The sequence below is a fragment of the Streptomyces sp. STR69 genome, from assembly GCF_024519455.1.
GTDB lineage: Bacteria > Actinomycetota > Actinomycetes > Streptomycetales > Streptomycetaceae > Streptomyces.
Window position 1 is genome coordinate 91,535 of sequence record NZ_JALJRY010000028.1, and the last position, 22,092, is coordinate 113,626.

At 65.6% G+C, this 22,092-nt stretch carries 22 protein-coding genes and 1 tRNA gene; 19 read left to right on the plus strand and 4 right to left on the minus strand.

Translation table 11 applies throughout. From position 1 onward, the window contains the following. Positions 1-181 precede the first annotated feature (181 nt). The 14 genes from OC490_RS38135 (at position 182) to OC490_RS38200 (ending at position 8,011) form a co-directional block, all read left to right on the plus strand. Positions 182-385: a hypothetical protein gene (locus OC490_RS38135; RefSeq protein ID WP_262062628.1), complete on the plus strand. Its 204-nt coding sequence runs from the start codon at positions 182-184 to the stop codon at positions 383-385. Between the two features lie 86 nt (positions 386-471). Further along, positions 472-771, plus strand: coding sequence for a hypothetical protein (locus OC490_RS38140; RefSeq protein ID WP_262062629.1), 300 nt, complete (start codon positions 472-474; stop codon positions 769-771). A gap of 89 nt (positions 772-860) precedes the next feature. Then, positions 861-1,265: a hypothetical protein gene (locus OC490_RS38145; RefSeq protein ID WP_262062630.1), complete on the plus strand. Its 405-nt coding sequence runs from the start codon at positions 861-863 to the stop codon at positions 1,263-1,265. A 2-nt stretch (positions 1,266-1,267) separates the two neighbouring features. Next, positions 1,268-1,456, plus strand: a complete 189-nt coding sequence (locus tag OC490_RS38150; RefSeq protein WP_262062631.1) for a hypothetical protein — start codon at positions 1,268-1,270, stop codon at positions 1,454-1,456. A gap of 92 nt (positions 1,457-1,548) precedes the next feature. Continuing rightward, complete coding sequence (locus OC490_RS38155; protein WP_262062632.1) at positions 1,549-2,166, plus strand: hypothetical protein; 618 nt, start codon at positions 1,549-1,551, stop codon at positions 2,164-2,166. Next, the gene (locus OC490_RS38160) at positions 2,166-2,480 is read left to right on the plus strand and encodes a hypothetical protein (protein WP_262062633.1); all 315 of its coding nucleotides are present in this window, start codon (positions 2,166-2,168) and stop codon (positions 2,478-2,480) included. The genes OC490_RS38155 and OC490_RS38160 overlap by 1 nt, the downstream gene beginning before the upstream one ends. Positions 2,481-2,508: 28 nt before the next feature. Beyond that, positions 2,509-2,664: a hypothetical protein gene (locus OC490_RS38165; RefSeq protein WP_262062634.1), complete on the plus strand. Its 156-nt coding sequence runs from the start codon at positions 2,509-2,511 to the stop codon at positions 2,662-2,664. A 126-nt stretch (positions 2,665-2,790) separates the two neighbouring features. Continuing rightward, positions 2,791-3,420 carry a hypothetical protein gene (locus tag OC490_RS38170; RefSeq protein ID WP_262062635.1) on the plus strand — a complete coding sequence of 210 codons (630 nt, stop codon included), beginning with the start codon at positions 2,791-2,793 and terminating at the stop codon, positions 3,418-3,420. Beyond that, complete coding sequence (locus OC490_RS38175) at positions 3,420-4,268, plus strand: hypothetical protein (RefSeq protein WP_262062636.1); 849 nt, start codon at positions 3,420-3,422, stop codon at positions 4,266-4,268. The genes OC490_RS38170 and OC490_RS38175 overlap by 1 nt, the downstream gene beginning before the upstream one ends. Next, positions 4,265-4,819: an RRQRL motif-containing zinc-binding protein gene (locus tag OC490_RS38180; protein WP_262062637.1), complete on the plus strand. Its 555-nt coding sequence runs from the start codon at positions 4,265-4,267 to the stop codon at positions 4,817-4,819. The genes OC490_RS38175 and OC490_RS38180 overlap by 4 nt, the downstream gene beginning before the upstream one ends. Positions 4,820-4,896: 77 nt before the next feature. Further along, positions 4,897-5,259, plus strand: coding sequence for a hypothetical protein (locus OC490_RS38185; RefSeq protein WP_262062638.1), 363 nt, complete (start codon positions 4,897-4,899; stop codon positions 5,257-5,259). Between the two features lie 12 nt (positions 5,260-5,271). Then, positions 5,272-5,424, plus strand: coding sequence for a hypothetical protein (locus tag OC490_RS38190; protein ID WP_262062639.1), 153 nt, complete (start codon positions 5,272-5,274; stop codon positions 5,422-5,424). Then, complete coding sequence (locus OC490_RS38195) at positions 5,421-6,041, plus strand: bifunctional DNA primase/polymerase (protein WP_262062640.1); 621 nt, start codon at positions 5,421-5,423, stop codon at positions 6,039-6,041. Before OC490_RS38190 ends, OC490_RS38195 begins: the two co-directional genes overlap by 4 nt. Further along, positions 6,038-8,011: a DUF3987 domain-containing protein gene (locus OC490_RS38200; RefSeq protein ID WP_262062641.1), complete on the plus strand. Its 1,974-nt coding sequence runs from the start codon at positions 6,038-6,040 to the stop codon at positions 8,009-8,011. The genes OC490_RS38195 and OC490_RS38200 overlap by 4 nt, the downstream gene beginning before the upstream one ends. A 702-nt stretch (positions 8,012-8,713) precedes the next feature. On the opposite strand, the gene OC490_RS49650 is transcribed toward OC490_RS38200, so the two are convergent. Genes OC490_RS49650 through OC490_RS38210 form a run of 3 tightly spaced genes read right to left on the minus strand, consistent with a single transcriptional unit; the run spans position 8,714 to position 11,150 of the window. After that, positions 8,714-9,415 (minus strand): Cys-every-fifth RiPP peptide CefA, encoded by a 702-nt coding sequence (locus OC490_RS49650; RefSeq protein WP_410099223.1) that lies wholly within the window; start codon positions 9,413-9,415, stop codon positions 8,714-8,716. A gap of 2 nt (positions 9,416-9,417) precedes the next feature. Beyond that, a complete protein-coding gene (locus OC490_RS38205) occupies positions 9,418-10,878 on the minus strand; it encodes a TIGR04463 family radical SAM/SPASM RiPP maturase (protein WP_262062642.1) in 1,461 nt (486 codons plus the stop codon). Then, positions 10,875-11,150, minus strand: a complete 276-nt coding sequence (locus tag OC490_RS38210; RefSeq protein WP_262062643.1) for a hypothetical protein — start codon at positions 11,148-11,150, stop codon at positions 10,875-10,877. Before OC490_RS38210 ends, OC490_RS38205 begins: the two co-directional genes overlap by 4 nt. Before the next feature lie 549 nt (positions 11,151-11,699). Here OC490_RS38210 and OC490_RS38215 point away from each other — a divergent pair. The 5 genes from OC490_RS38215 (at position 11,700) to OC490_RS38235 (ending at position 18,192) form a co-directional block, all read left to right on the plus strand. Then, positions 11,700-12,164, plus strand: a complete 465-nt coding sequence (locus OC490_RS38215; protein ID WP_262062644.1) for a hypothetical protein — start codon at positions 11,700-11,702, stop codon at positions 12,162-12,164. A gap of 318 nt (positions 12,165-12,482) precedes the next feature. After that, a complete protein-coding gene (locus OC490_RS38220) occupies positions 12,483-16,079 on the plus strand; it encodes an ATP-binding protein (RefSeq protein WP_262062645.1) in 3,597 nt (1,198 codons plus the stop codon). A gap of 379 nt (positions 16,080-16,458) precedes the next feature. Next, positions 16,459-16,528, plus strand: a tRNA-Ser gene (locus OC490_RS38225). 299 nt (positions 16,529-16,827) lie between these two features. Further along, positions 16,828-17,265: a class I SAM-dependent methyltransferase gene (locus tag OC490_RS38230; protein WP_262062646.1), complete on the plus strand. Its 438-nt coding sequence runs from the start codon at positions 16,828-16,830 to the stop codon at positions 17,263-17,265. A gap of 360 nt (positions 17,266-17,625) precedes the next feature. Continuing rightward, positions 17,626-18,192 (plus strand): Uma2 family endonuclease, encoded by a 567-nt coding sequence (locus OC490_RS38235; RefSeq protein WP_262062647.1) that lies wholly within the window; start codon positions 17,626-17,628, stop codon positions 18,190-18,192. A 60-nt stretch (positions 18,193-18,252) separates the two neighbouring features. Here the strand turns inward: OC490_RS38235 and OC490_RS38240 are convergent, their stop codons facing one another. After that, entirely contained in the window at positions 18,253-22,083 is a 3,831-nt protein-coding gene (locus OC490_RS38240) for a toll/interleukin-1 receptor domain-containing protein (protein WP_262062648.1), read from the minus strand. Positions 22,084-22,092: the final 9 nt, after the last annotated feature.

Here is a 22,092-nt window from a genome sequence, read left to right on the forward strand (position 1 = left end):
CGGTTGACAAGCGGAATGACCCGGTATGCACCCCGGTCGGCCTGAACGCCCACCCGGTCGGCCGACCACTCGGACCGCCCCGCCGACAACCCACCAAACCGGTGCAAATGCGGCGCCGACCAGGGGTCGACCACCCAACCGACCGCCCATCAAACCGGAACAAACCGAACGGAGATCAGGAATGACCACGACCCCCGCCGCTCAACTCGCCGCCGTCATCCAGGACTACCGGGTCAACGTGGAGCCCTTCTTCCTTGCCGGACAGACCGACGGCGGCGCGTACGCCGTCGACCAGTGGGTCGGCCGCTGGGGCGAGGCCGCCGTGAGGGCCGCCCTGGCAGTGCTGGAGGTCCAGTTCGAGCTCAAGAAGACCGGCCGCCGCTGACCGCCGTACGACCGGGGCGCCCGCCCGCCTGGACAGCACCCGGGCGCTCCTCCCCAACCCGATCTCGAGCCGAAGGAGTTCACCGCATGGCACTCGAAAAGGTCGCCGCCCACAACGTCCTCAAGCACGCGCAGGGCCGGCAGTCGCAGTGCGTGGCCTGGGCCGAACGGGTCGACACCAGCACCTATCGCTTCGACAAGATCACCTGCACCGAATGCGACGGCGAGGGCGGGTCGAAGGGCGAGGGGACCCACGACGAGATCCACGACCGCGTCTACCGGCACGCCACCGAGTGCAGGCAGCGCTACGAACAGCGCGCCTACCGCTGCTTCGACGCCGACCGCAAGGGCGACCGCTTCGACTGCCTCGCCGCCCTCCACCACTGACCCGTCCCGCCGGGGCGCCCCTTCCCGCCTGGACAGCACCAGGGGCGCCCCACCCCAACTCGCGCACACCGACAACGAAGGAGCACGTCATGGCAGGCAAGGTCTGGCAGCCCACCGAGGCGAAGAAGTTCGCCAAGTGGGCCCGCAAGGGCGTCACCGTCTACGTCGTCTACAACATGGCGACCAACCTCGCGCCGTACGAGGACGACCAGCTCTTCAGCGCGTACACCGCGAACTGGCAGTCCCCGATCACCGGCTCCGTGATGTTCGGCCACCTGAGCGCCAATGCCCTGTGCCAGAACTTCGGCCCCGTCTACGAAGAGCCCCCGACCGGGATGCGCAACATCGCCACTCCGCCCCCGCAAGTCGACGGGCCCCTGCCCGAGGGGTACGAGGCCGTGCTCGACGAGGCCGAGATCCGTGGCCTGGACAAGCGCGTACGTGATGGCAGCGACCCCAAGAAGCGCCGCCCGCTCGGCGGCTGGCGGCTGTAGCCGTGGACGCCGCCGACCGCGAGCAGCTGCTCAAGAACGCCGCGGACCTGGTCTGGCAGCACGCGAAGAGCGGCTGCGCCACCGACCCCCAGCCGATGGCGGCCGCCGTCGCCGCCGCCCGGAAGGCCGGGATCTCCCTGCAGGAGATCGCCGACTACAACGCCACCCGGACCGACCGCAACGACCTGTGACAACGACCGGGGCGCCCCCTTCTCGCCTGGACAGCACCAGGGGGCGCCCCTCCCCAACCCGCGCACTCGCGCACGCAGGAGGTACGTACGAGATGAGCACAACCGCCCTCGCCGGAGCAAGCCGGGCTCCCCAACCCGCTGTTGAGACGCTGATCGACGTCGACGGCCTGGTCGTCGAGATCGAGCGCTACCTCGCCGCCCGGACCCGCACCACCGCCCACCCGCTCGTCACCAAGACCACCCAGGAGCTCATCGACGAGGCGCTGCGCGGCCTTGCCTCCGCCCCGGCCGCCAACGGCTCCCCGCAACTAGCTCCGCCTCCAGCGTTCCTACGGCGCCTGCCGGATTGGGCACTGTCGATCCCTCTCGTCCGTAACCGCTTCGGCGCCGGCGGCCGCCAGATGAACACAGCCGAGCACCTGGAGCTGACCGCCCTGGTCATCGAGCGCTGGGGCTGGGCCAAGGACGGCGACCGGGGCGAGAGGGGCGAAGTCTGCATCCGCGGCGCCCAGTTCGTCCTGCTGCGCCTGGGCTACGGCGACGCCGACACCCTCCACCGCGCCAGCACCCACCTCCACCAGGTCCTCGCCCGGGGCTGCGGCGGCTCCTTCGTCGCCTGGAACGACGCCCCCGGCCGCACCAAGCAACAGGTCCTCACCCTGCTCCGCACCGCAGCCGCCGAAGCCCGCCGTGGAAGGAGCACGATCTGATGGGCTGGAACATCTCCCACGGGACCAACCCGAACGGCGAGGTCCGCCGCTCCTACACCTCGGTGGACAACCTCGCGAAGCAGCTGGCCCACGTACTCCCCGCAGCGGACTGGCGGTCGATCGCGTACGTGTTCAACCGCCCCTCGGGCGATCCCTTCACCGTGCTGCCCCATGAGGCCGACCGCATCGCGAACATCCTGATGCGCGCCGCCCATGCCCCGCTCACGCCCCGGAACTGGCAGGGCGAGGCCGAGGCCTTCGCGATGGCCGCGGCTACCGCGGCCGACGCCGACGAGCCGTGGATCTGGAGGTGACTGGAGTGCCCATCACCGCTGGCGAACCGTGGCAGCGGTCGACGTGATGCGCTGCGAGTTCTGCGGCGAGGCCAAGCCGGACGTCCGGGTCCGCCGGGATCCGTTCGCCTGGACCGTCCTCGACGAGGACGACCAAGTGCCAATGTGCGACGGATGCGAGCAGATCCGCTTCGACGACTCCTGACCCACAAGCCCTGTCCTCTCCGGCACACCACACAGCAAGCGGGGCGCGACCGCTGCCTCCTACAGCCCACGGATCGCGTCCCGCTTGCCCCTCACCCTGTCCACAGAGCGAAGGAGCTCATCCATCATGCCTGCCCGCACCTCGAGTTGGGCGCCCACGATCCTGGTCCGCGTCGACGACGACTACGACACGCGGAACGCCTCCGACCGTCACTCTCGATACAGCGCCTACCTCGCCAACCGCGCCGACTGGTTCCACGAGTACGGCGAGCCCAACCAGCCCTTGCCTCCCGCAGAGTTCGCGGCGGCGGCCTGGAAAGTCGCAAGCTCGCCCGCCATGTCACCGGGCTACGTGCGCATCCGGCCTGACCTCGGCGGCATCACCCCCGCCTTCTCCGAAGACGGAGAGGGGCGCTTGCTGTTCGACGTCCAGGTCCCGCTCGACCACCACGATCTGCGCGCCGAATGCCGTACGCACATCCCGTACACCTGGCGCGACTGGCAGCGAGGATCGGCCCTCGACACCGACTCCTCAGGCCCGTACTGGCCCCGTTGGGAGCCGGACTCGCAGCGCCCGGCCCTGCTGACCACCGCCGTCGTACGGCTGGTGGCCGACGACGGCTGGAGCTTGGTCACGCCACAGCACACCACCGGCCGTGGCCTGGTGGATGACGCCAAGCGGGCCGTCGCGGTCCTGGCCGAGAACATCAACAAGCACGGGGGATCGATGGTCGCCGCCCTACGGGGTGAGCGCTGATGGCCACCCGTCCCGTTCCCGAGCACGGGAGCCGTGCACGCTACGCCCGCGGTTGCCGCTGCGCTGCCTGCCGGGATGCGAACCGGTCCTATGAGAACAACCGAGCTCGCCGGACCGCCTACGGAACCTGGCAGCCGTATGTCGGCGCCGAGCCGGTCCGCCGACACGTCCGGGCGCTGATGGACCAGGGCATGGGGTGGCGCAGGATCGCCGAGGCCTCTGGAGTTTCGAAGGGCACGGTCAACAAGCTCCTGTACGGCGCTCCCGGCCGCGGAGTTGCACCATGCCGCAGGATCCGACGCGAGACTGCCGAGCAGCTGCTCGCCGTGCGCTACTCCGCCGAATTGCTCGCCGCCGGCGCCTTGGTGGATGCCACGGGGACCTGGCGCCGAATCCGCGCCTTGGTCGCCGTCGGTTGGCCGAAAGCACACATCGCGCAGGCCCTTGGAGCGGCTGCGCCGGCGTTGCAGCTGAACGAGCTCCTCGTCGTGGCGTCAACGGCCCGTCGGGTTGCCTCGCTGTACGACGAATGGTGGGACGCCGATCCGGCAGCCCACGGCGTGGATCCCCACCAGGCCGAACGGGCCCGCCGACATGCCGTATCCCAGAGCTGGCCTCCGCCTATGGCATGGGACGACGGCGACCTTGACGACCCGGAGGCTGTGCCGCACGTCGAAGGCCAGGTGAGAAACCTTCGTACGAGGTCCGCTGAGCATCTCAACGACGCCCGACACCTCCTGTCCTGCGGCGTACCGCTGCATGAGGTGGCAGCCAGAGTCGGCCTGACACCGGGCTACATCCGCACGCGCCTCGCGATTCCCGTGCAGGACCGGGCTGCGTCGGCATGACTGCCGAGCCTCTCCCTGTCTCGGGCGCGCTGCCGGTCTTCGGCTGGAACGAGGCCGACCGCGCCGTGTACGCCACCCGCCGCCAGCTCGCGTCGGACCGGCTCGCTCCGGGCGGACCGGTCGTCGCCCGGTTGGTGTGGCGAGAAGGCCGACGCGAAGGCGCCCTCTACCTGCGCAGCCAGGCCAAACCCAAGCGCGTCATGACCTGGCCGCAGATCGAGGCCCTCGGTAAAGCCCTCGCAGCCCGCCGCTTCTGCCTGGCCTGCCGCCGCGACGTCGGTTACTGCCTGCCCCGCCGGTACGGCCACTGCTTCAACTGCCAGACCGCATACGAAGAGAAGGGACTGAGTCCCGTGAAGAAGAACCGCGGCGAACCGGTCCAGCTCGGCGAGATGAACGGCTACATCGTCGCCGTAACCAGCGAGGACCACCACGGAACCGTCGCCTTCTGGTGGCACGCCTGGTCCCCGGCCGGCTCGTACGCGGGCCAGGCCAACGACCCCGGCCTGCTCGCCCTCCTCATCGCCCGCCACCGCTACGACCACACCTGATCACCACGACGCCCCTTCCCGGCGCGAAGCCCTACCGCGCCGGGAGGCCGGCCCCAACCACGAGGAGAACCCGGCTGATGCCCATCCGCCCCGAGATGCGCAGCCGCTACCCACGCGACTGGCCCCAGATCAGCCGCCGCATTCGCTTCGAACGCGCCGACAGCCGCTGCGAGTGCGACGGACGATGCGGCCGCCGCCACCGTGGACGGTGCACGGCCGTCCACGGCGAGCCGCATCCGACCACCGGCTCGTTGGTCGTTCTCACCGTCGCGCACCTGGACGACATCCCCGAGCACTGCGACGACGACAACCTCGCCGCCATGTGCCAGGCCTGCCACCTCGCCTACGACGCGGATCTGCACGCCACGACTGCAGCCCGCACCCGCGCGGCTCGACTCGTCGCACCCGGTCAGACCGAACTCCCCCTGTCTGAAGTCTGAAGGAGAACCCGCGTGAAGATCCGCATTATGGCGACCGCCGACGAGGCCGTCGAGCTCGTCGAACGCCTCCGCCAGGTCGTCACCATCGTCGAGGTGTCCGAGCCATACGCCAACCGCCGCGGCGACAGCACCCTCGTACGCGTCTACGTCGAAGTGCGGCTGTGACTGGTCACCGCACCCAGGAGTGGGAGGACATGGAGGCCGCCGCCCTGGCTGCGGCCTCGCGCGGCTGGCGCGTCTTCCCACTGCAGGTCGGCGGTCTCACTCCGGCGGTACGGGACTGGCACGACCGCGCCACCACCGATCCCGAGCGCATCCGCCGCTGCTGGAGCGCGGGCGCGTTCGGCGTCGGCATCGTTCCCTGTCCCTCTGGCCTCGTCGTGCTCGACCTCGTCCCACGCACGCAAGGTCTCCGGCCAACACCCGACTGGGACTTGGCCGGGGTCATCGACGGGGCCGACGTCCTAGCCATGCTCGCCGAACGCCACAGCGCCGCATACCCGACCGAGACGTACACAGTGCGCACCCCCTTCGGCGGAACGCACCTCTACTTCAGCCACCCAGTGGGCCATTGCCCACCCGCTTCCCCCGGCCCGAACAGCGTCCTCGGCTGGCACATCGGCCTGCGGACCGTCGGCTCGTACGTCGTCGCCGCGGGCAATCCGACGCGCTGGGGTCGCTTCACCCTCGTCCATGACGCCGCTCCCGCCCCGTTGCCAGCCTGGCTGTCCAACTTGATGCCGGCGCCCAGAACCACCACAGCACCGAGAGGAACGGCGTGAGCACGCCCCAGCACCACTCCGACGACAACGTCATCCCCCTGACAGCGCCGTCGAACGACCTTGCCGCGGAACAGGCCGTCCTCGGCGCCGTCATGCTCGACGCCGGGGTCCTTCCCGAGATCGAAGCCGAACTCGGGGAAGACACCAAGGTCTTCTACCGACCCGCTCACGAGACCATCTGGCGGGCCGTCCGCGACCTGGCCATCGCTGGCATCCAGCCAGACCCCATCGTCCTCGCCGACGCCCTCAACAAGTCCGGCGACCTTGCGCGCGTCGGTGGTGCCTCCTACCTCCACAGCTGCGTCCAGGCCGTCCCCACGACCGGAAACGGCTCGTACTACGCACGCATCGTCCGCGAACGCGCGGAAGAGCGGCGGCTGGCCGAACTCGGCACCCACCTCGTCCAGGCGGGCCGCGGAGCCGACGGCAACCGTACGCAGCTGCTCGCCGCTGCCCGAGGTGTCCTCGACAGCGCCGTCGATGAGCAGTGGCCTGCCCCAACTCCCCTCGGCATGCAGGAGCCCCTGCCTACCTTCCCGGTCGACGCACTCCCCGCCTGGATCGGTGAACAGGTCGCCGCTGTAGCCGAGTTCACACAGACCCCGCCCGACATGGCCGCCACCATGGCGCTCGCCGCGCTCTCCACTGCGGCCGGCGGACGCGTCCACGTCCAGATCCGAGACGGCTGGACCGAGCAGACGAACCTCTACCTCGTCGTCGCCATGCCACCGGCCTCCCGCAAATCCGACGTCTTCGCGACCATGACCCGCCCGATCTACGACATCGAGACGGCCCTCCAGGAGGAGGCACGATCGTCCATCATCGAGGCCGAGGTCGCCAAGGAAGCCGCCGAGGCTCGTGCCGAGGCCATCATGACCAAGGCTCGCAAGGTCGATGACGTTCGCTCGACGCCCACCCTGGTCGCCGACGCCACGACCTTCCGCATGGAGGCCGAGGCGATCGTCGTCCCGCCCAAGCCCCGCCTGACTGCCTCCGGCGACGTCACCCCTGAGACCCTGACCAAGCTCCTGTCCACGCACGGCCGTCTCGGCGTGCTCTCCCCGGAGGGCGACCTCTTCGACATCATCGCCGGCCGCTACAGCTCCCGCCCGAACCTCGGCGTCTTCCTGCAGGGACACAAGGGCGAGCGCCTCCAGGCCGAACGCATCACCCGCGACGCTGACCTCGGCGAGAAGCCCGCGCTGACCATCGGCATCACCCTGCAACCACCGGTCCTCATGGACCTGGCCCAGACTCCGGGCGCCCGCGGCCGAGGCCTCCTGGCCCGCTTCCTCTTCTCTCTACCTGCCTCAACTCTCGGCTACCGAAAGATCGTTGTCCCACCGGTCCCCGAGAAGACGGCCCGCGCCTACGCGTCACGCCTCACCACACTCGTACACACCCTCACCGACCTCCCCGAGCCGGTCACCATCAAGTGCTCCGGCCCCGCCGACCAGGCCGTCATCAAGCTCCAGGAGGACATCGAACCCAAGCTCCGCCCCGACGGCCCTCTGGCCCACATCGACGACTGGGCAGGCAAGTACGTCGGCGCCGTCGCCCGCATCGCCGGCCTGCTCCACCTCGGCGACCACGTCAACGGCCGCTGGGGCCAGCCCATCGAGGCGGCCACGATCGAACGGGCCATCGCCATCGGCGAGTACTACACCGCTCATGCCCTGGCTGCCTTCGATCTCATGTCGACCGAACCAGCCGTTGACGATGCACGCGCGATCCTGGACTGGCTGACCCGCACAGGAATCCGTGTCTTCAAGGCAAGAGATGTTGTCGCTGCTATCCGCCGCTTCAAAACCGTCGCGTCCGTGACTCCGGCACTCTCGCTGCTCGAAGAACAGGGGCATCTACGGCCGACGCGGGGCGAACGCAACGGCTCCCGAGGGCGTCAGCCAGCCACCGCGTACCACGTTCACCCGTCGCTATACGCCGTCGGCAAGGGGGCGGAGCCGTATTAGGGAGATCTACTCGCTGGCACCCTCAGCCGAATTTTCTGCGATCAAAACATGCACGCAGCCACCGCGACCGGCTACAGCGCCGCCGAGCTCGCATCCAGGCGGCTCACTCCAGGATCCCCAGCTTGGTGTCAGGGCCAGAACGCACACACCTCCAGCTATGCGTCCATCAGCGCCAGCCACGCTTCATGCTCGGACACCAGATGGATGCGGTCGCTCTTCATCATGCAGTCATCCAGGTGCACCATTGGTGCCATCGGCCTATTTACAGCGGGCTGGCTCCCAGACGCTGAGCAGGCATTCCACTCTGTGTCGAGCCTCCTGGGGGACACCTGGGAGATACAGACCCTCGCCCGTGTGCGTCTGCTGCCTAGGTTGCAGGGAAGGACCCGCACCGGGCTCGGTCCGTCAACTCGCCCCAGACGCTGTGAGCGAGCGCTCGCTTGCCCCGAGCGCTTTCCACCTCACTCACGCTACTAGCCTGCTGCGACGGTCCGGAACTGTGCTCACCTGGCCACCGCTGGTGGCTACGGTTGTACCGCAATTACAACGACTAACACAATGAGGTGGATGGGCATTGATCGCCGTGCCCAATCTTGACATTACCGAGCGCGAGTGTGTGCAGAGAATTCGCTTCTGCTCACCTCTCATCGGCGATCCAGCATTGCCCAGAGGTTTTATGCTGCGCCTCTCTTGGCCAATACCCTATTTCTGAGAGTCAAAGACGAATAGCACCGTTGGTCGTGCGGACTTGACCTCTCCCCGGATAGTAATCCTCCTGGACATAATCACCAAGTCCTCATGAAGCTCTTCGGTGACATTGATGGATGGGGGACCACTTGGGTCAACAGGTACTTCGATCTCTGGTAAGAAGTTGACAGCACACAAATCCCCGACGCAAGCGTTGGCAGGGCCAAGGTCAAGTCCGCACGCTTGTCCACCACAAACATTCCCGCCGCACAGGTCGACCCAACATGCGTTTCCTTCACACGCATCCAGCCCACACCCCTGGTGGTCGCACCCGGTCGCTCCGCCGACGTCGCCGCCACACGCCTGCTGGGCGCAAGCATTGTCTATACACGCAGCAGCGGCACAGGCATTCGTCGCGCATGCATCGGCTGCGCAGCCGGCCGCGCCACAAGCGTCCGCTGGACACACGTCATAGGAGCAGCTCATGCCGCCGCAAACATCAGCCGCACAAGAATAGGGTCCACATGACTCGAGTCCACATGACTCGATTCCGCACGGCTCCGGCTCCTGCTCTCCCGGTGCGTCGACGGCGCAGAAGTCCAAGCCACAAGATTCTTGGTTGCAGGGAAATACATCTACGTCGCAGGGTGGATCCCACACGCCACCACTGCCGCCACTGGCAGTGGTTGTCCCACTCGGTCGGACTACGAAAAGCATGGCTAATTTACCACTATCAGAGGAAGTAGCTTTCGAACGCCACGCGAGCTCTTAATCATATCCTCGGGAGGCGGTACGGAGCATATCTCAGTTGGGTCAGTACTTATCGCAGCATCATCAAAATCAGATTCACATATAGCCCCTTGACGGATTGCAAGAGAAACCACCCTCTCCTTTAACTGGTACTTCCAGGAGGGGCATGGTAGTGCCCCAGCTTCACCGAGCGTCTGTTGCGGATTGATGAATTTGTGCGCACAATTACCCGCACAGTTAGGCAGGAGCTTACAGCTTCGACAACTAGCATTATTGAATGGAGTCCATTCAGCCCATTCCTGGGCGATTTGCGAGGTCCTTGCCGCATCAAGGTCGAAGATGGTGCCAATTTTCATTTGCGGAAGCGAGACAGTGTCCCAGCACTTATGTACGTCGCCGTTTGGAACGACAACAAAACCTTTGGGACGCATCGCTCCGCACAGGCCCCTAAATCGCTTAGGGTAAGGCAACGAAGCCAAACCCAGATCAAAGGCTAGATGTTGCAAATCAGTCTCAAGTTCAGCATAACCACTCTTCGAAATGCACTGATCGGCAACCGAGTGGCAGCCTTCAGTGATCGCCTCAACGGGGGCAAAATAGACACTAAAATTGCTCCTGTGGCTCAAACCTGCATCGTGGAAGAAGTGGAGCAGATCTGGTACATCGGATTTATTTCGAGAGTCAATGTTGACTCTAATCACAACTCGAAGAGGTGTACTGTTCACCACACCCGTAATATTGGAGACGATGCGCTCGAATGTTCCTTGACCGCCGAGCAATATTCGTCGCTTATCGTGGTATGCCTTCGCGCCATCAATTGTCACCTGCGCTACTTGCACTTTCGATTGATGCAGTTGATTCGCCACCTCCTCAGTAAGCCTGTATCCATTCGTCACAATGAGAGAGTCGTACTGCACGGACTCAATTTCGCATATATTAGTGAATCTTTCTGACATTCTCATGATTTCAGGAAGCGCCAGAAGGGGCTCACCCCCGTACCAAGCGATGCTAAGATTCCGCAGCGTGGGTGCATTGTGGACAATTAAGGAAACGATCTCGTCTTGAACCTCGGAAGGCATTCTGTCAAAAGGTTTGTCGATGCCCTGGAAGCAGTAATCGCAGCCAAAATTGCAGCCTAAGGTTGGAGCTATAGTTAGAACCATTGTTGACGGGTCAAACCGGGCACGCCGATATTCGTCCTCAATCGCTTCTAGCTCGTCGACTCCTCCTTCGACAGCGAAACCACCATATAAGAGAGTCTTTAATACGGCGTCGCGGCGAACTTCCTGACCTGTCATCAAGCGGCGCAGCTTGATATTCTCACGTTTCTCCAACACGGCAGTTGCACCACTAAGAGAGTTAAAAACAAGAGATCGACCTCGGCGAAGTGGAATTATGACGTTGTACCGTGAAGGACTGACGCCGGTCATGACTTTCCCCCGGTATCGCGCTTGCTCTTTGCGCGCTTAGGCGGCTGTGCGACTATTTCGCCTGATATCTTTGGCATCTTCTTAAGGAGAGCTGCCTGCATATCGTTGATTCCCTGCTGCAGTGCAGTAGCTTTACCCGTCTTTCCTGCACCAATGAGCGCGGAGATCTGTTTGGTTGCCTCCGCTAACTCTGCAGGGCTAAAGGCCCTAGGGCGCACCGCAGTTTGGCTGACAACGCTGTGGATCACCAGCACGAGTTGCTCCAGCGTCAAGTCCGCGACCCTAGTGTTCGCGTCGACACCTGGTAAATTAATGACAATTCCAGGCTCGGGCAAGCTCTTCGCTGGAGACATGTTCATCCTCCGCTCGTCGGCGGCAATCAATATGCGGGATGTTATCGCCCGAAATAGGATGCGTCCAGCGATGCCGCGATGATTCCTCAGCTACGCATGTGGAGGCGGTGTATCGCAAATGTGCGACGAGCCCTACGTCCTCCGTGTCGGTCTGCCGCAGTGATCAGGCCATGAGCCTACAGGGTCTGGAGTTATAACACACGTGGTTGCGCAGGATGATGTAGAAGCCCAATAGATAAGAGTCGTGCATGAGCTAGGTGCTCGTCTATGAGCGGCTAGCACAATGAGCTGAGTTTTCGCTGGCTTATAAGTCAGAGCTCAGTTGATGGCGGTGCAGCACCTGACTTCGAGGGCGAAGTCGATGCTATGAGGCAGGGTGAACATGACCGTTCTGCGGAGAGCACCGCGCCAACAGGCCGAGAGGCACGCGAAGTCTGGGCCGCAGAAGCGGCCTTGATCCTCGTAGGAGTGGCGCAGACGTATCACGCCGTGATCACCTACAAGGAGTTGGCGGAGGAGACCCAGAGCAGGACGGGCATCCGAACCAAGACCCTTTTGCACAACTGGATTGGTCCCATCTTGGGCCTGGTAGTGCGTGAAGCGCATCGCCGCGGCGACCCACCACTGACAGCCCTGGTGGTCCACACGGACGACGGCAAGGTGGGCAACGGTTATAAGGAAGTTCTGGCGGTTGCCGGCCAACCGCCAGTTGAGGACGAGCTGGAGCGTGAGCACCACGCTGCCGAGGCACGTCTTGCTTGCTACCGCCGCTTTGGGGCGACCTTGTCGCCCGGCGGTGGTGTACGGGCTCTCGCACCCAGGCTGCAGGCCTCGGTAGAGCGCCGCCGCAAGCGGACTGATGAGCCCCTACGGGTCTGTGAGCGCTGCTTCGTCCAACTGCCCTCGATGGGCATATGCGACTCGTGCGGTTAACCGATCCAGCAGACTTACTGTGGGCTGACGTCGATGCTGCCGAGCAGCCCATTTGATCGCTCAAGGTGTCTCTGGGGGATAGCTGGGGGAAGTCCCGCTGCGGCACACCCATTTGATCCCGGTGCTATTGACTGGCGCATGCACACCAGGCGGTACCTGGTGCGGGCACGACCGCCAGCTGAGAGTGCGGCCGCGTATGGCGTCAGCCAAGACCACCAGGTGCAAACTAGCCTTCAGCGCCCACACAGGACGAGACACCCTTGGTCAGAGGTGCTGGCTAGTCTCGCGACAGTCGTTGCCGCGCTGAGGGGGCATGCTTTGAGCAGCTTGGATGGTGGCCGCATTGCCGCCCGTGGCTTTCAGTACCAGTACTTACGGACACTCGAAGCGCTGTTGTCGGCCCTGGGCCGAGCCGAGGTTAGCGAATGCAGAATCGAGGGACCGCCTCCCGGCACGAGCACAGATGCCGTTGACGTCGTCGACTTTGACCTAGTCAACCGAAACGGTGACTGCCTGCTGGCGGCGCAGGTCAAGAGCACCACGCCTGGTCGACGGGTCAGCGCCCCTGAGGCCTTCACCATCTTGGCTAGCATGGTCACTAAATGTGATGCTGCGGCCTACGAGTTGATCACGTCCGCAGTACCGGATTCCAAATGCCGGTCACTGTCATCGGCCTTGAAGTCAGAGCGCCACAATCCGGCCGAACTCCTGGCTCACCTGTCGCAGTTGCTGGATCAGGCTCCCAAAGCCCGTTCGCTGCTACAGACGTTGTCCGCCGATGAAGTCGAGCGCCTGGGGCGGTGCCGGATCATCACCGATGCGCGAGACGAGACCGCCCTACGCCGCGATCTACATGATCAACTGCGCCTGCGGCGTACGCGACACCGGGCCGGCCTCGGCGAACGCTCGGCTGGACTGATTCTCGGCTACCTGACCGCTGAGGTTTTGCGCCGCGCCGCCACCCCGCAGGAAGCGTGCTGGAGCATCACGGACTTCGAGCAGGAGGTGCTGGTAGAAGACGATGTCCTCATCCGTGCCCTGGGCCATAAGGACTGGGGAGTCGTGTACGGGTCGATGGCGCCCGTACCTGACGTTGGCCGCCCGTCTCTCCTTTCAGAACTCACCGCTGCCCTGGGGCCAACGAGAGATGTTTCTAGAGACGGTGTGAAGTACTGCGTAGTCACCGGGCTATCAGGGATCGGCAAGTCCAGCACAGCGGCGGCTTACATTGCTGAGAGCGCCGATCAGTACGACCTCGTCTTCTGGGCCGACGCCTCCACAGCCGAATCCCTGATGGCTTCGTTCCGACGCTTGTGGTGGCACCTGCACCGCCAGCCGACGGCGCCTCAGCCCGAGCCTGACACCGGCTACTTGCGAGAGCAGGTGCACGAACTGCTCCGCGCGATGCCTGGCCGGTGGCTGATCGTATTCGACGATGCCTTCGCCGACACCATCGCAGCTTGGATGCCTCGACTTGGCCGCGGGGACGTGTTGATCACTTCCATCGATGATGCCGGGTGGACGCGGCTAGGACACCAAGTCTCGGTGGACCGGATGAACACCGACCAAGCATGCGAGCTGATCACTCGAAGGATGGCTCTCACAGACGAGGACGCAGCACACCACCGCGACGCCTTAGTATCGCTGGCCGAGACTCTCGAAGGATGGCCTCTTGCGATCGAGTTGGCCTGCGGCTACCTGCACAGTTGCGGTATTCCAACCCACCGGATGGACCGGTACCGCCATGCGCTGCTGTCACGCGCGCTGAACGACCGCTTCTCCGTACCTCACGGCTACCCACGCACCCTGGTTGCTGCGGTTTATCTGAGTCTGGACCGGCTGGTCCAGCTCCTGGCCGGTCAGCAGTTACTCTCCAGGCAAGTGCGCGAGGTCCTTGGCTACCTCACCAATTTCGCCCCGCAGCGAATTCCCATCCATCTTGCTGCGGTTAGCGCCTTCGTCGAGCCAGACGACGTCCCAGCGGATCCGCTCCCCACTGCCGTTGACGAGGACGATATTCCTCTGCGGGAGATCTTCCGCGCTCTGATCAAAGTGTCCTTTGTTCGGTTCACAGAGCCCCTGGCACCTTTGTCCGACAAACACCCTCTGGGCGTCAACGACACCGTGTCGATGAATTCAGTCCTGCAGCAAATTCTCCGCCAGTACTACGAGCAGTCGCCTGGTATTGCAGCGGCGCTATCACGTTGCGCTTTCCACACCAACCGATGGCTATACCTCTCCATGGAGATCGAGCACGCGGATCGCAGTTGGGAACTAGCTCAGCACGCGGCGGCCCTGGTGGAGCATGCTCGCCGGAGGAAGGTGAAGGACAACCACGTAGCCGTTCTGCTGGGAAATCTCGCAGGGTTCAAGCAGCGCCAGGGAGACATCCAGGAGGCCGCAGACCTCCTCAAGCTTGAGCTGGCCTGGCTGGACGAGATCGAAGCGCCAAACGAAGTCCTACAGGTCCAGACGCGCATCCAATTGACGCATGTGCTCCAGCGCGGAGAGCTGCCTGGGGAAGCCGACCAGGCCGTGCAGCTGCTCACCCCTGTGCTCGCTTACGTTCAGCGCATCCGCACGGAGGAGTCCGCCCAAAACGCCGCCGCCGTTCTCACTGCAGAAGCTGCCGCAGTCTTGGAAGAACTACAGCTCAGGCACGGGAGTAACGAACACCTCGCTCACCTCCATGACGCCTTTAGTGCTCTGAGTAGCACGCTTCCCTCGCCTTCCACGGTGACGGAGATGGCGCAGGCGCGGCATGTTGGACGTCTCATCAATGCGGGCCATGTTGAGGCAGCAGAACATGCAGCGCGGGAGGCCCTGGCTTCCAACGGCGACATCTGGACAGGTCATCACGTTGACGTGCAGCGCGTTCTGATTGAGTCCCTGGCAGCTCAGGAACGCTGGCAAGAGGCAGGGACAGAGTTCGATCGCTTCCTCTCGCATACCGGACCTCGCTCTATGCACCGTCACTCGGAACAGATGCTTTTGCACAACGCGGGTATGACCTGCGCGCTTGCCTGGCTTCTCACCGGCGACAACGCAGCGTCAGCCCTCTTGAACCGCATCGTCGGCGAGATCGACGTAGCCGCCCTCAGCAAGCAGGTGCCCCTTGTCGAACGCACGCGCTACACGCTGCTCAGGGCCGTGGCCGCAGCTGCCCGAGGGGATGTGCCGGCCTCCGAAGAGCTGATGCACCAAATCGGCTCACACCCACTGCACAAGGCGACGGATGAGGAAACACCATGGGAGGACCTGCGCCGCCATCTCGTCGAACGGCTGCGCCGCTTGGCCAGCATTGCCATGCACGATAGCTACCAGGCGCAGGCCAACCAGCTACTCGGGACATTGCCGCCAGGCTGGCAACAGAACGCTGATCTGACTCGCATCCTCGAACGGGCTGACGTTCATGCCCGTCTGGCGCTGACCACTGAGCCACCTTTTGACGCCTTTGGTTTCGCCACTCAGCAGCTGCCAGGGCCGGCCGGAAGGAGCATCGCTCTCGCCATCATTGAGCCCACACACATGTTGGCCGTGGGTACCGCGGCTGGCCCTTCCCTAGAGCTTCAGGTCCATCGTGTGTGCAGCTCAGGATTTCGACTGGTGACACCCGCCGCGTTCACCATCCCCACCCCGACTGGCTGGCACTTGCGACACCGTCGGAGCCGCTTAATCCTTACGGATTCGACGGGCACGATTCATGCCCGCACCCGGATCAACCCGCCCCAAAAATGGAAGAATGCCGCAAACGGAAACCTGCGCGTGCTCGTGCTGTACGGGTTCGGCTTCGAACTTGGAAACCCAACTCGAAGCCACGAGGCCCTCAGCAGCCCCCAGGCCCTCTACGACCGCTTCCTTACCGCCTCAGCCAAAGGCCTGCTTGCTGCCGGACTAGTGCCATGGAGGCCTTGAACCCGTCGAAGATCTGCCGAGGAGGGGAGCTATTGCCTGGCAGGCCTCCCCGGCGGATCTGTCGCGGGCCTCTCAGGTGCTGGTCCACGCTCGGTCCCCGCCGGGCACTCGGTACTGGACCTTGATGGATGAACAGTTCCGACTGGTGGAGGCACCCAACCGTTTCCTGAGGGAGTTCCGACTGACCCAGGGGCAGAAGGATTGTCTGCGCTTCAACAAGCCGGTCAGCACGCCGTAAGGCAGCCATGCCAGACGAGGCCGCAGGCAACGCTGCCTCGGCATCCCTCCAGCGGCCATGCTCCTAGCCATGAACCACAGACGAAACCTGCACTCTCAGGCGCTCCAGGTGCCATTCTGGAGACGAAAGAAGCAGGTAGGAGCCATGGGCCACGGATTCAGCTGCTCTCCTAAAGCGGGTGTCGCAGGTTCGAATCCTGCCGGGGGCACCATGCATTACTGCTCTAAACTGGGGTTTCCTCCTCAGGGAGGGCTCCTACTCGGCCTCGGACGTCTCGTCCGGGGCCGTTTACGTGAGCGGTGCGTGAGCGGACGGAGAGGTGATCTCCGAAATTTCTCCCAACGGATCAGCATCATCCGGCACGGATTCCTGGCCGGACTTCTTCGCGTCGTCGGGCTCGGCCCCTGCTTCGTCGGTTTGACCAGAACCGTCTCTGCTCTTGCGATACCAATAGGAGCACTTGGGGCCGGAGCGCTCACCGCCCACTCGGGTCGTGCCTAACCAAGACCGTTGTGGGCCACCCTGCCGCCCGGGGATATACCTGCGATCATCGAGCCCGCACTCCCGCCGAATGCCCGTATTCTAGATCTTGGAGCAGGTGCCGGTCGCTTAACGCATCCGCTTGCCGCTGCCGGACATCATGTGACGGCAGTCGATGAGTCGGCAGAAATGCTTTCCCGCATCCACCGGAACGAGACGATATGCTCAACAATTGAGAGCCTACGCCTCGATCGCAAATTCGATGTCGTGCTACTTGCATCGCACTTGGTCAACGTGCCCGATTCCACGGAACGTAATGGCATCCTTGCCACCCGTATCGGTAGTCGCCAGACATTCCATCGGAGATCAACACTGGGAGCAGGAATACGTAACGCGCCTCCTCGACGACAGTGCTTTGAGTACAGACCTGAACCGGGCGCAGCTGCAGCTCGATCGCCGGCTCAGTGAAGACGGGAGATGGGTAGTCGCGAAGCCTGAGCGCTGATGAGCTGCCCCCGGTTTCGTAGAGTCCGGAGATCCGCTCGCCACCCACCTCACAAACGTCTGCTCCTTCCCACGCCAGGGCGGATCCGGGCCCTTTCTCGTAGCCCGTCCAAACAATCATGCCGTTTCCACAGGCCGGCCCTCAAGCGTGCAACCCCCGCACTCCGAAGGACGCCAGGACGCCAGGACGTAACTCTCGCCGTGGACGCGCTGATCGGATGGCCGCCAGTGGGTGCGCGCGGGACAAGCGTGGCGGACGGACGGCAGACAGTACGCTGAACGCAGCGGGATCGGGCCCGCTGCACAGCGTCCGGGAGGTGCTTCATGACGGCCGAGATGATGGCCCCGGCGTGGATGCATGAGCAGATCACGGCGGAGGAGTACCAGTCCTGGTCCGCGGAGCAGTGCGCCGGGATCGAGATCGTGGACGGGATGGTCGTCGTGAGCCCGAGTGCGTCCAAGCGGCACAACCGGCTGGCCCGGATTCTGGCGAACGCCCTGGACGCCGCCTCGGGCCCGGAGTGGAACGCCGACACCGACTTCGACGTCCGGCTTCAGGACGTCCCTCTCACGAATCGCCGCCCGGACGTCGTCGTGTACCGCGCCGACACGATCGACATCACCCCCACCCGCCCTGAGCACGTGCTGCTGGTCGCGGAGGTGGTGTCGCCCGGCTCGGAGACCACCGACCGGATCGTGAAGGTCGACCAGTACGCCAAGGCGGGCATCGGCTTCTACTGGCGGATCGAGCAGGCCGCGACAGGCGTTCCTCTCGTGTACACCTACGTTCTCGACCCCGCGACGAAGACCTACCGGGACGGAGACGTGTTCATGGGGATCCTCAAGGTGGCAGCTCCCTTCCCGGTGGAGATCGACCTCGGCCAGATCTGATCCATGGGGTTCGACTCCTGCCGGGGCACAGTCACCGCGTTGGCCGAGGCAGGCCGGCCGTCAGGTGCGACCCAGTGGATACGGCTCGCTCGTCACCGCTCGCCAGGCTCGGCGGACGCGGCGCGGGCGCTCGGCGTCGAGGTCTCCCAGGATGTCCCGGACAACGTCCAACAGGGCGTCGTCCTCCGCCGAGAGTGCCGCATGCCAAGCCCGAACCAGGTCCGCCACGGCTGACCCGACAGCAGACCTGTCGTCCCCAGCCCGCACAGTCGCCCGCGTCGCGAGCGTCTGCACGAGCAGTTCTCCGTCGTCCTCCTCTCGCAGGGCGACCGCCAGTTCCACCGCCTCGTCCGCCGGTACGAGCGCTTCAGCGCGGCGCTCCAGGTCGTTGAGTGTGTCCGCCAGGTTGTTCAGCGACTGGCACAGGGCGATGCGGTTCGCGGGGACGGTCTGGTCCAGGGCGCGGCGGATGCTTACGGCTTCCTCGATGCAGGCAAGTGCCTCTTCGTGCTGGCCGAGCGAACTGAGGCTGATGGCATGGTCGTTCAGCACTCCGCCCAGCAAGTCGCGCTCGCCGTCCCGGTCGTGGTCGTGGTCGGTGGCTTCGTCGGCTTCCCGGAGCAGTGCGCGCAGCACCTCTGTCGCCTGCGCGAACGGTACGACGGCGCGGTCAGGTTGGTCGTTGTCGTCGAGTACGCGGCCGTAGGTGAACAGTGTGGTCGCCCACTCGGCACGCAGGTCGAAGAGGTCTTCCGGCTCCGCTGCGACCAGCTCACCCAGCAATCCGGCCGCGCTCGCCGCGCAGTCGACGGCTTCGGGACCTTGGTCCAGCTCCTCGTGGATCAGTGCGAGCAGGTGCAGCGCCTTCGCGAGCTTGCGGTGCAGTACCGGTCCGCCGGAGTCGACCAGTCGCCGTAGGATCTCGGCGGCTTCCGCGGCGAGTGTCAACGCCTCCTCGTAGTCGCCCAGTTCGTGCAGGACGTCGGCCTGGGCCAGGAGGGTTTCGGCGAGGTCGGGCTCGGTGGCGTCCGGGCGGGGGTCGGCGAGTTTGCGGTAGATGTCGATCGACTCGTCGTAGACGTCGTGCGCCTTGTAGAGCTGTCTGGTGTCGAGGAGGCAGTCGCCGAGGTTGTGGAGCGCGCCGGCCAGCGCGGGCAGCTCGTTGGCCGGGGATACGGCGGCGAGGGTCCGGTAGAGGGCCACGGCCTCGGTGAGTTGGGCTATGGCCTCGTCGTGGCGGCCCAGTCGACGAAGTGCCGCTCCGCCGTTGTTCAGTACGTCCGCCATGAAGTGGAGGTATCCCTCTCCGTGGCGGTCCACCAGGTCACGGGCCAGGTGTACGGCGGTCTCCGCGACGTCGGCCGCTTCCTGGGGCTGTCGTAGTTCGGAGTGGGCTCCGCTGAGGTTGCCCAGGGCCCGTACGTAGGCGTCCCGGAAGCGGTCGCTGTTGGCTGCGTCGAGGTCCCGGAAGATCCGGGCCGCTTCCCTGGCGGCGGCCAGCGCGCCGTCGTGCAGGCCGGCCCCGGCCCGGATCGCGGAGAGGTTGTGCTGGGCGTTCGCCAGCCGGTACAGACATTCCACCCGGTCCTCGTCCGGGGCCTCTTCGTGGAGTGCCGTCGTCAGTTCCAGCGCGTGTTCCGCGGCGGCGACCGCCTCCATGTGGCGGGTCAAGTCACCTAGTGTGTTGCCGTAGTTGGTGAGCGCGGTGGCGTAACGCTGGCGGTTCTCGGGGGAGTTGTCGGCGACCCTGCTCAGGAGTTCGCAGCTGCGGGCCGCCGCTTCGAGGCCTTCTTCGGGGAAACCGGAGTGGGAGTGGGCGCCGGCGAGGGTGTTCAGCGCCGAGCCCAGGTCCGGGGTGAACTCCGGTTCTTCGTCCGCCAGTTGCGAGTACAGCTGGACGGCCTCGGCGGCATGCACGAGGGCTGTGTCGTGCTGGTTCACGGCGGTCAGCCGCAGCGACAGGTTGTGGGTCAGCTGGGCGAGCGTCTCCGCGTCGGGCCGCTCCTTGCGCCGTTCCGCGTCGAGGGCGGCCCGGGTGCTGACGACCATGTACGCGGCCAACGCCAGGCTGCTGTCGGGCAGATGGCCGAGCACGGACTCCGCCAGATCGAGCCCCTGCCCGGCGGCGGCACCGCTCACCTCGCTCAACACCCCTACCAGCGTGGTGTCCTGCAACTGCGTGGCGACGGCGATCGCGAGCGGCAGCCTGGCCGCCGGGTCCGCTGTCAGCAGGTCGGTCATCGCCCTCCTCACGTGCGGGTGGCGCGGCGCGGCCCGTCCCAGCACCGTCAGCGCCCGCGTGACCTGGACCTCCCCCACGACCGGTGCCACCCACCCGACGAACTCCGGCTGGTCGAGGAGCGTGCTCGCCACCAGATCCTCGCCGAGCCGGTCCGGACGCAGCGGGTTGAGGGTGTCGGGACCGGGATACAGGGCGTCGAGCCAGCGCAGGTGGCGCTCCACGGCGTCGTGGCCCGCGCCGTCGAACGTGGGCAGCGCGGTGAGCAGCGTGCGGGCCTCCGCCGTGCCGCGCGCCATGAACAGCGTTGCCGCCGCGACCACTTGGTCGTTGCGCAGACTCCCGGGCACCGGCAGCTCGTGCGGCACTGCCGTTGCCGCCCAGTAGCGCCGTTCGTGGTCGAGGACCCGCAGCAGCGGATCGCGCCGGGCCGGTACGACACCCGGTACCGCATCCCGTACGGCGTCCGCCACGACCCCGTCGAGGAGCGCCGCCAGCGCCGCGGCGTGCACGTCCAGCACCCGGTCGTACCGTGCCGAGCCGAGCGCGTCCGGCGCTGCCTGCGCGGCCGTCACCGGCACGGGCCGCCCCAGCCGGGCCGCGAAGGCACGCAGGGCCCGGTCGTACTCGGCGGGGCGGTCGTCCGGCGCGGCGACGACCGAGAGCAGCGGGTGCGCGGCCAGGTCGGTGAAGAGAAGCGAGATTCGGTCGTCGCGGTGGCGGCGCAGCAGATGCGGCCACACGCCCGAGGACCGGGCGAGCAGCAGCCGTGCCGGTCCCTGCTCGGCGGGGCGGGCGATCAACTCCGAGGCGACGGCGGCGATTTGATCAGTGCGGCCTTCGGCGTAGTCGACGACGACGAGCAACGGACCGCGGAACTCGTGAATGCGGTCGAGCACCGGCCCGGGTACCTGTTCGGCGAGCAGACCCGCCGTCCAGCCCTCCGCCCTGGCCTGTTCGACGAGCCGGTGCGCCAGCCGGGTCTTGCCCTGGCCGCCCGGTCCGGTCAGCAGCCGCGCGGCGAGCTGGTCCGGCGCCGCCAACCACTCGGCCAGGCGCGGCAGTTCGTCGTCGGCCCGCTCGAACGGGACCACGCCGTAGTCGGCCTGGAGCAGCATGCTGGGCAGCGGCTCGGCGGGCAACTCCCGTTGGGGAGGGAACAGATCGGGGAGCAGCAGCTCCGGCACCAGGTCGGTGATCCCGTCCGCCAGCCGCCGTACGTCGGCCCCGAGGGCCTGGTGGGCGATGCGCCTCGCCTGGCAGTGCGCCAACCGCGCGATGTCCGACGGGAGTTCGTCCGCTACGACGAGAGGAGCGCCGTCGAGCGTCACCTGCACCACGGGGATGTCCCGTTCGAAGGCGCGGCGGATCTCACGGCGTACCCAGTCGTCCTCGCGGTCCACCAGCCGCCGGCCGGTGTCCGCGTCCTCGGCGAACCAGTCCGGCCCGATGAGCACCAGCAGGATCCGGGTCTCCTCCAAGGCCTGCCGAATCGCCTGCGGGTAGAGCTCGCCGGGCCGCATCGACACACAGTCGCGGAAGACCCGCTCGGGCCCGAAGGCGCGTGCCAGCGACTCGTAGCACGCCGCCGCTCCGTAACCGGTGTCGGCCGTGCGGTAGTTGACGAAGACATCGACGGTGCCATGACTCACCGGGGTGCA

What these genes read in the sequence shown, in the direction of transcription:
- OC490_RS38135 (WP_262062628.1), top strand. Translation starts at nt 182, where the DNA reads ATGACCACGACCCCCGCCGCTCAACTCGCCGCCGTCATCCAGGACTAC.
- OC490_RS38140 (WP_262062629.1), top strand. Translation starts at nt 472, where the DNA reads ATGGCACTCGAAAAGGTCGCCGCCCACAACGTCCTCAAGCACGCGCAG.
- OC490_RS38145 (WP_262062630.1), top strand. Translation starts at nt 861, where the DNA reads ATGGCAGGCAAGGTCTGGCAGCCCACCGAGGCGAAGAAGTTCGCCAAG.
- OC490_RS38155 (WP_262062632.1), top strand. Translation starts at nt 1,549, where the DNA reads ATGAGCACAACCGCCCTCGCCGGAGCAAGCCGGGCTCCCCAACCCGCT.
- OC490_RS38160 (WP_262062633.1), top strand. Translation starts at nt 2,166, where the DNA reads ATGGGCTGGAACATCTCCCACGGGACCAACCCGAACGGCGAGGTCCGC.
- OC490_RS38170 (WP_262062635.1), top strand. Translation starts at nt 2,791, where the DNA reads ATGCCTGCCCGCACCTCGAGTTGGGCGCCCACGATCCTGGTCCGCGTC.
- OC490_RS38175 (WP_262062636.1), top strand. Translation starts at nt 3,420, where the DNA reads ATGGCCACCCGTCCCGTTCCCGAGCACGGGAGCCGTGCACGCTACGCC.
- OC490_RS38180 (WP_262062637.1), top strand. Translation starts at nt 4,265, where the DNA reads ATGACTGCCGAGCCTCTCCCTGTCTCGGGCGCGCTGCCGGTCTTCGGC.
- OC490_RS38185 (WP_262062638.1), top strand. Translation starts at nt 4,897, where the DNA reads ATGCCCATCCGCCCCGAGATGCGCAGCCGCTACCCACGCGACTGGCCC.
- OC490_RS49650 (WP_410099223.1), bottom strand. Translation starts at nt 9,415, where the DNA reads ATGCTTTTCGTAGTCCGACCGAGTGGGACAACCACTGCCAGTGGCGGC.
- OC490_RS38205 (WP_262062642.1), bottom strand. Translation starts at nt 10,878, where the DNA reads ATGACCGGCGTCAGTCCTTCACGGTACAACGTCATAATTCCACTTCGC.
- OC490_RS38235 (WP_262062647.1), top strand. Translation starts at nt 17,626, where the DNA reads ATGACGGCCGAGATGATGGCCCCGGCGTGGATGCATGAGCAGATCACG.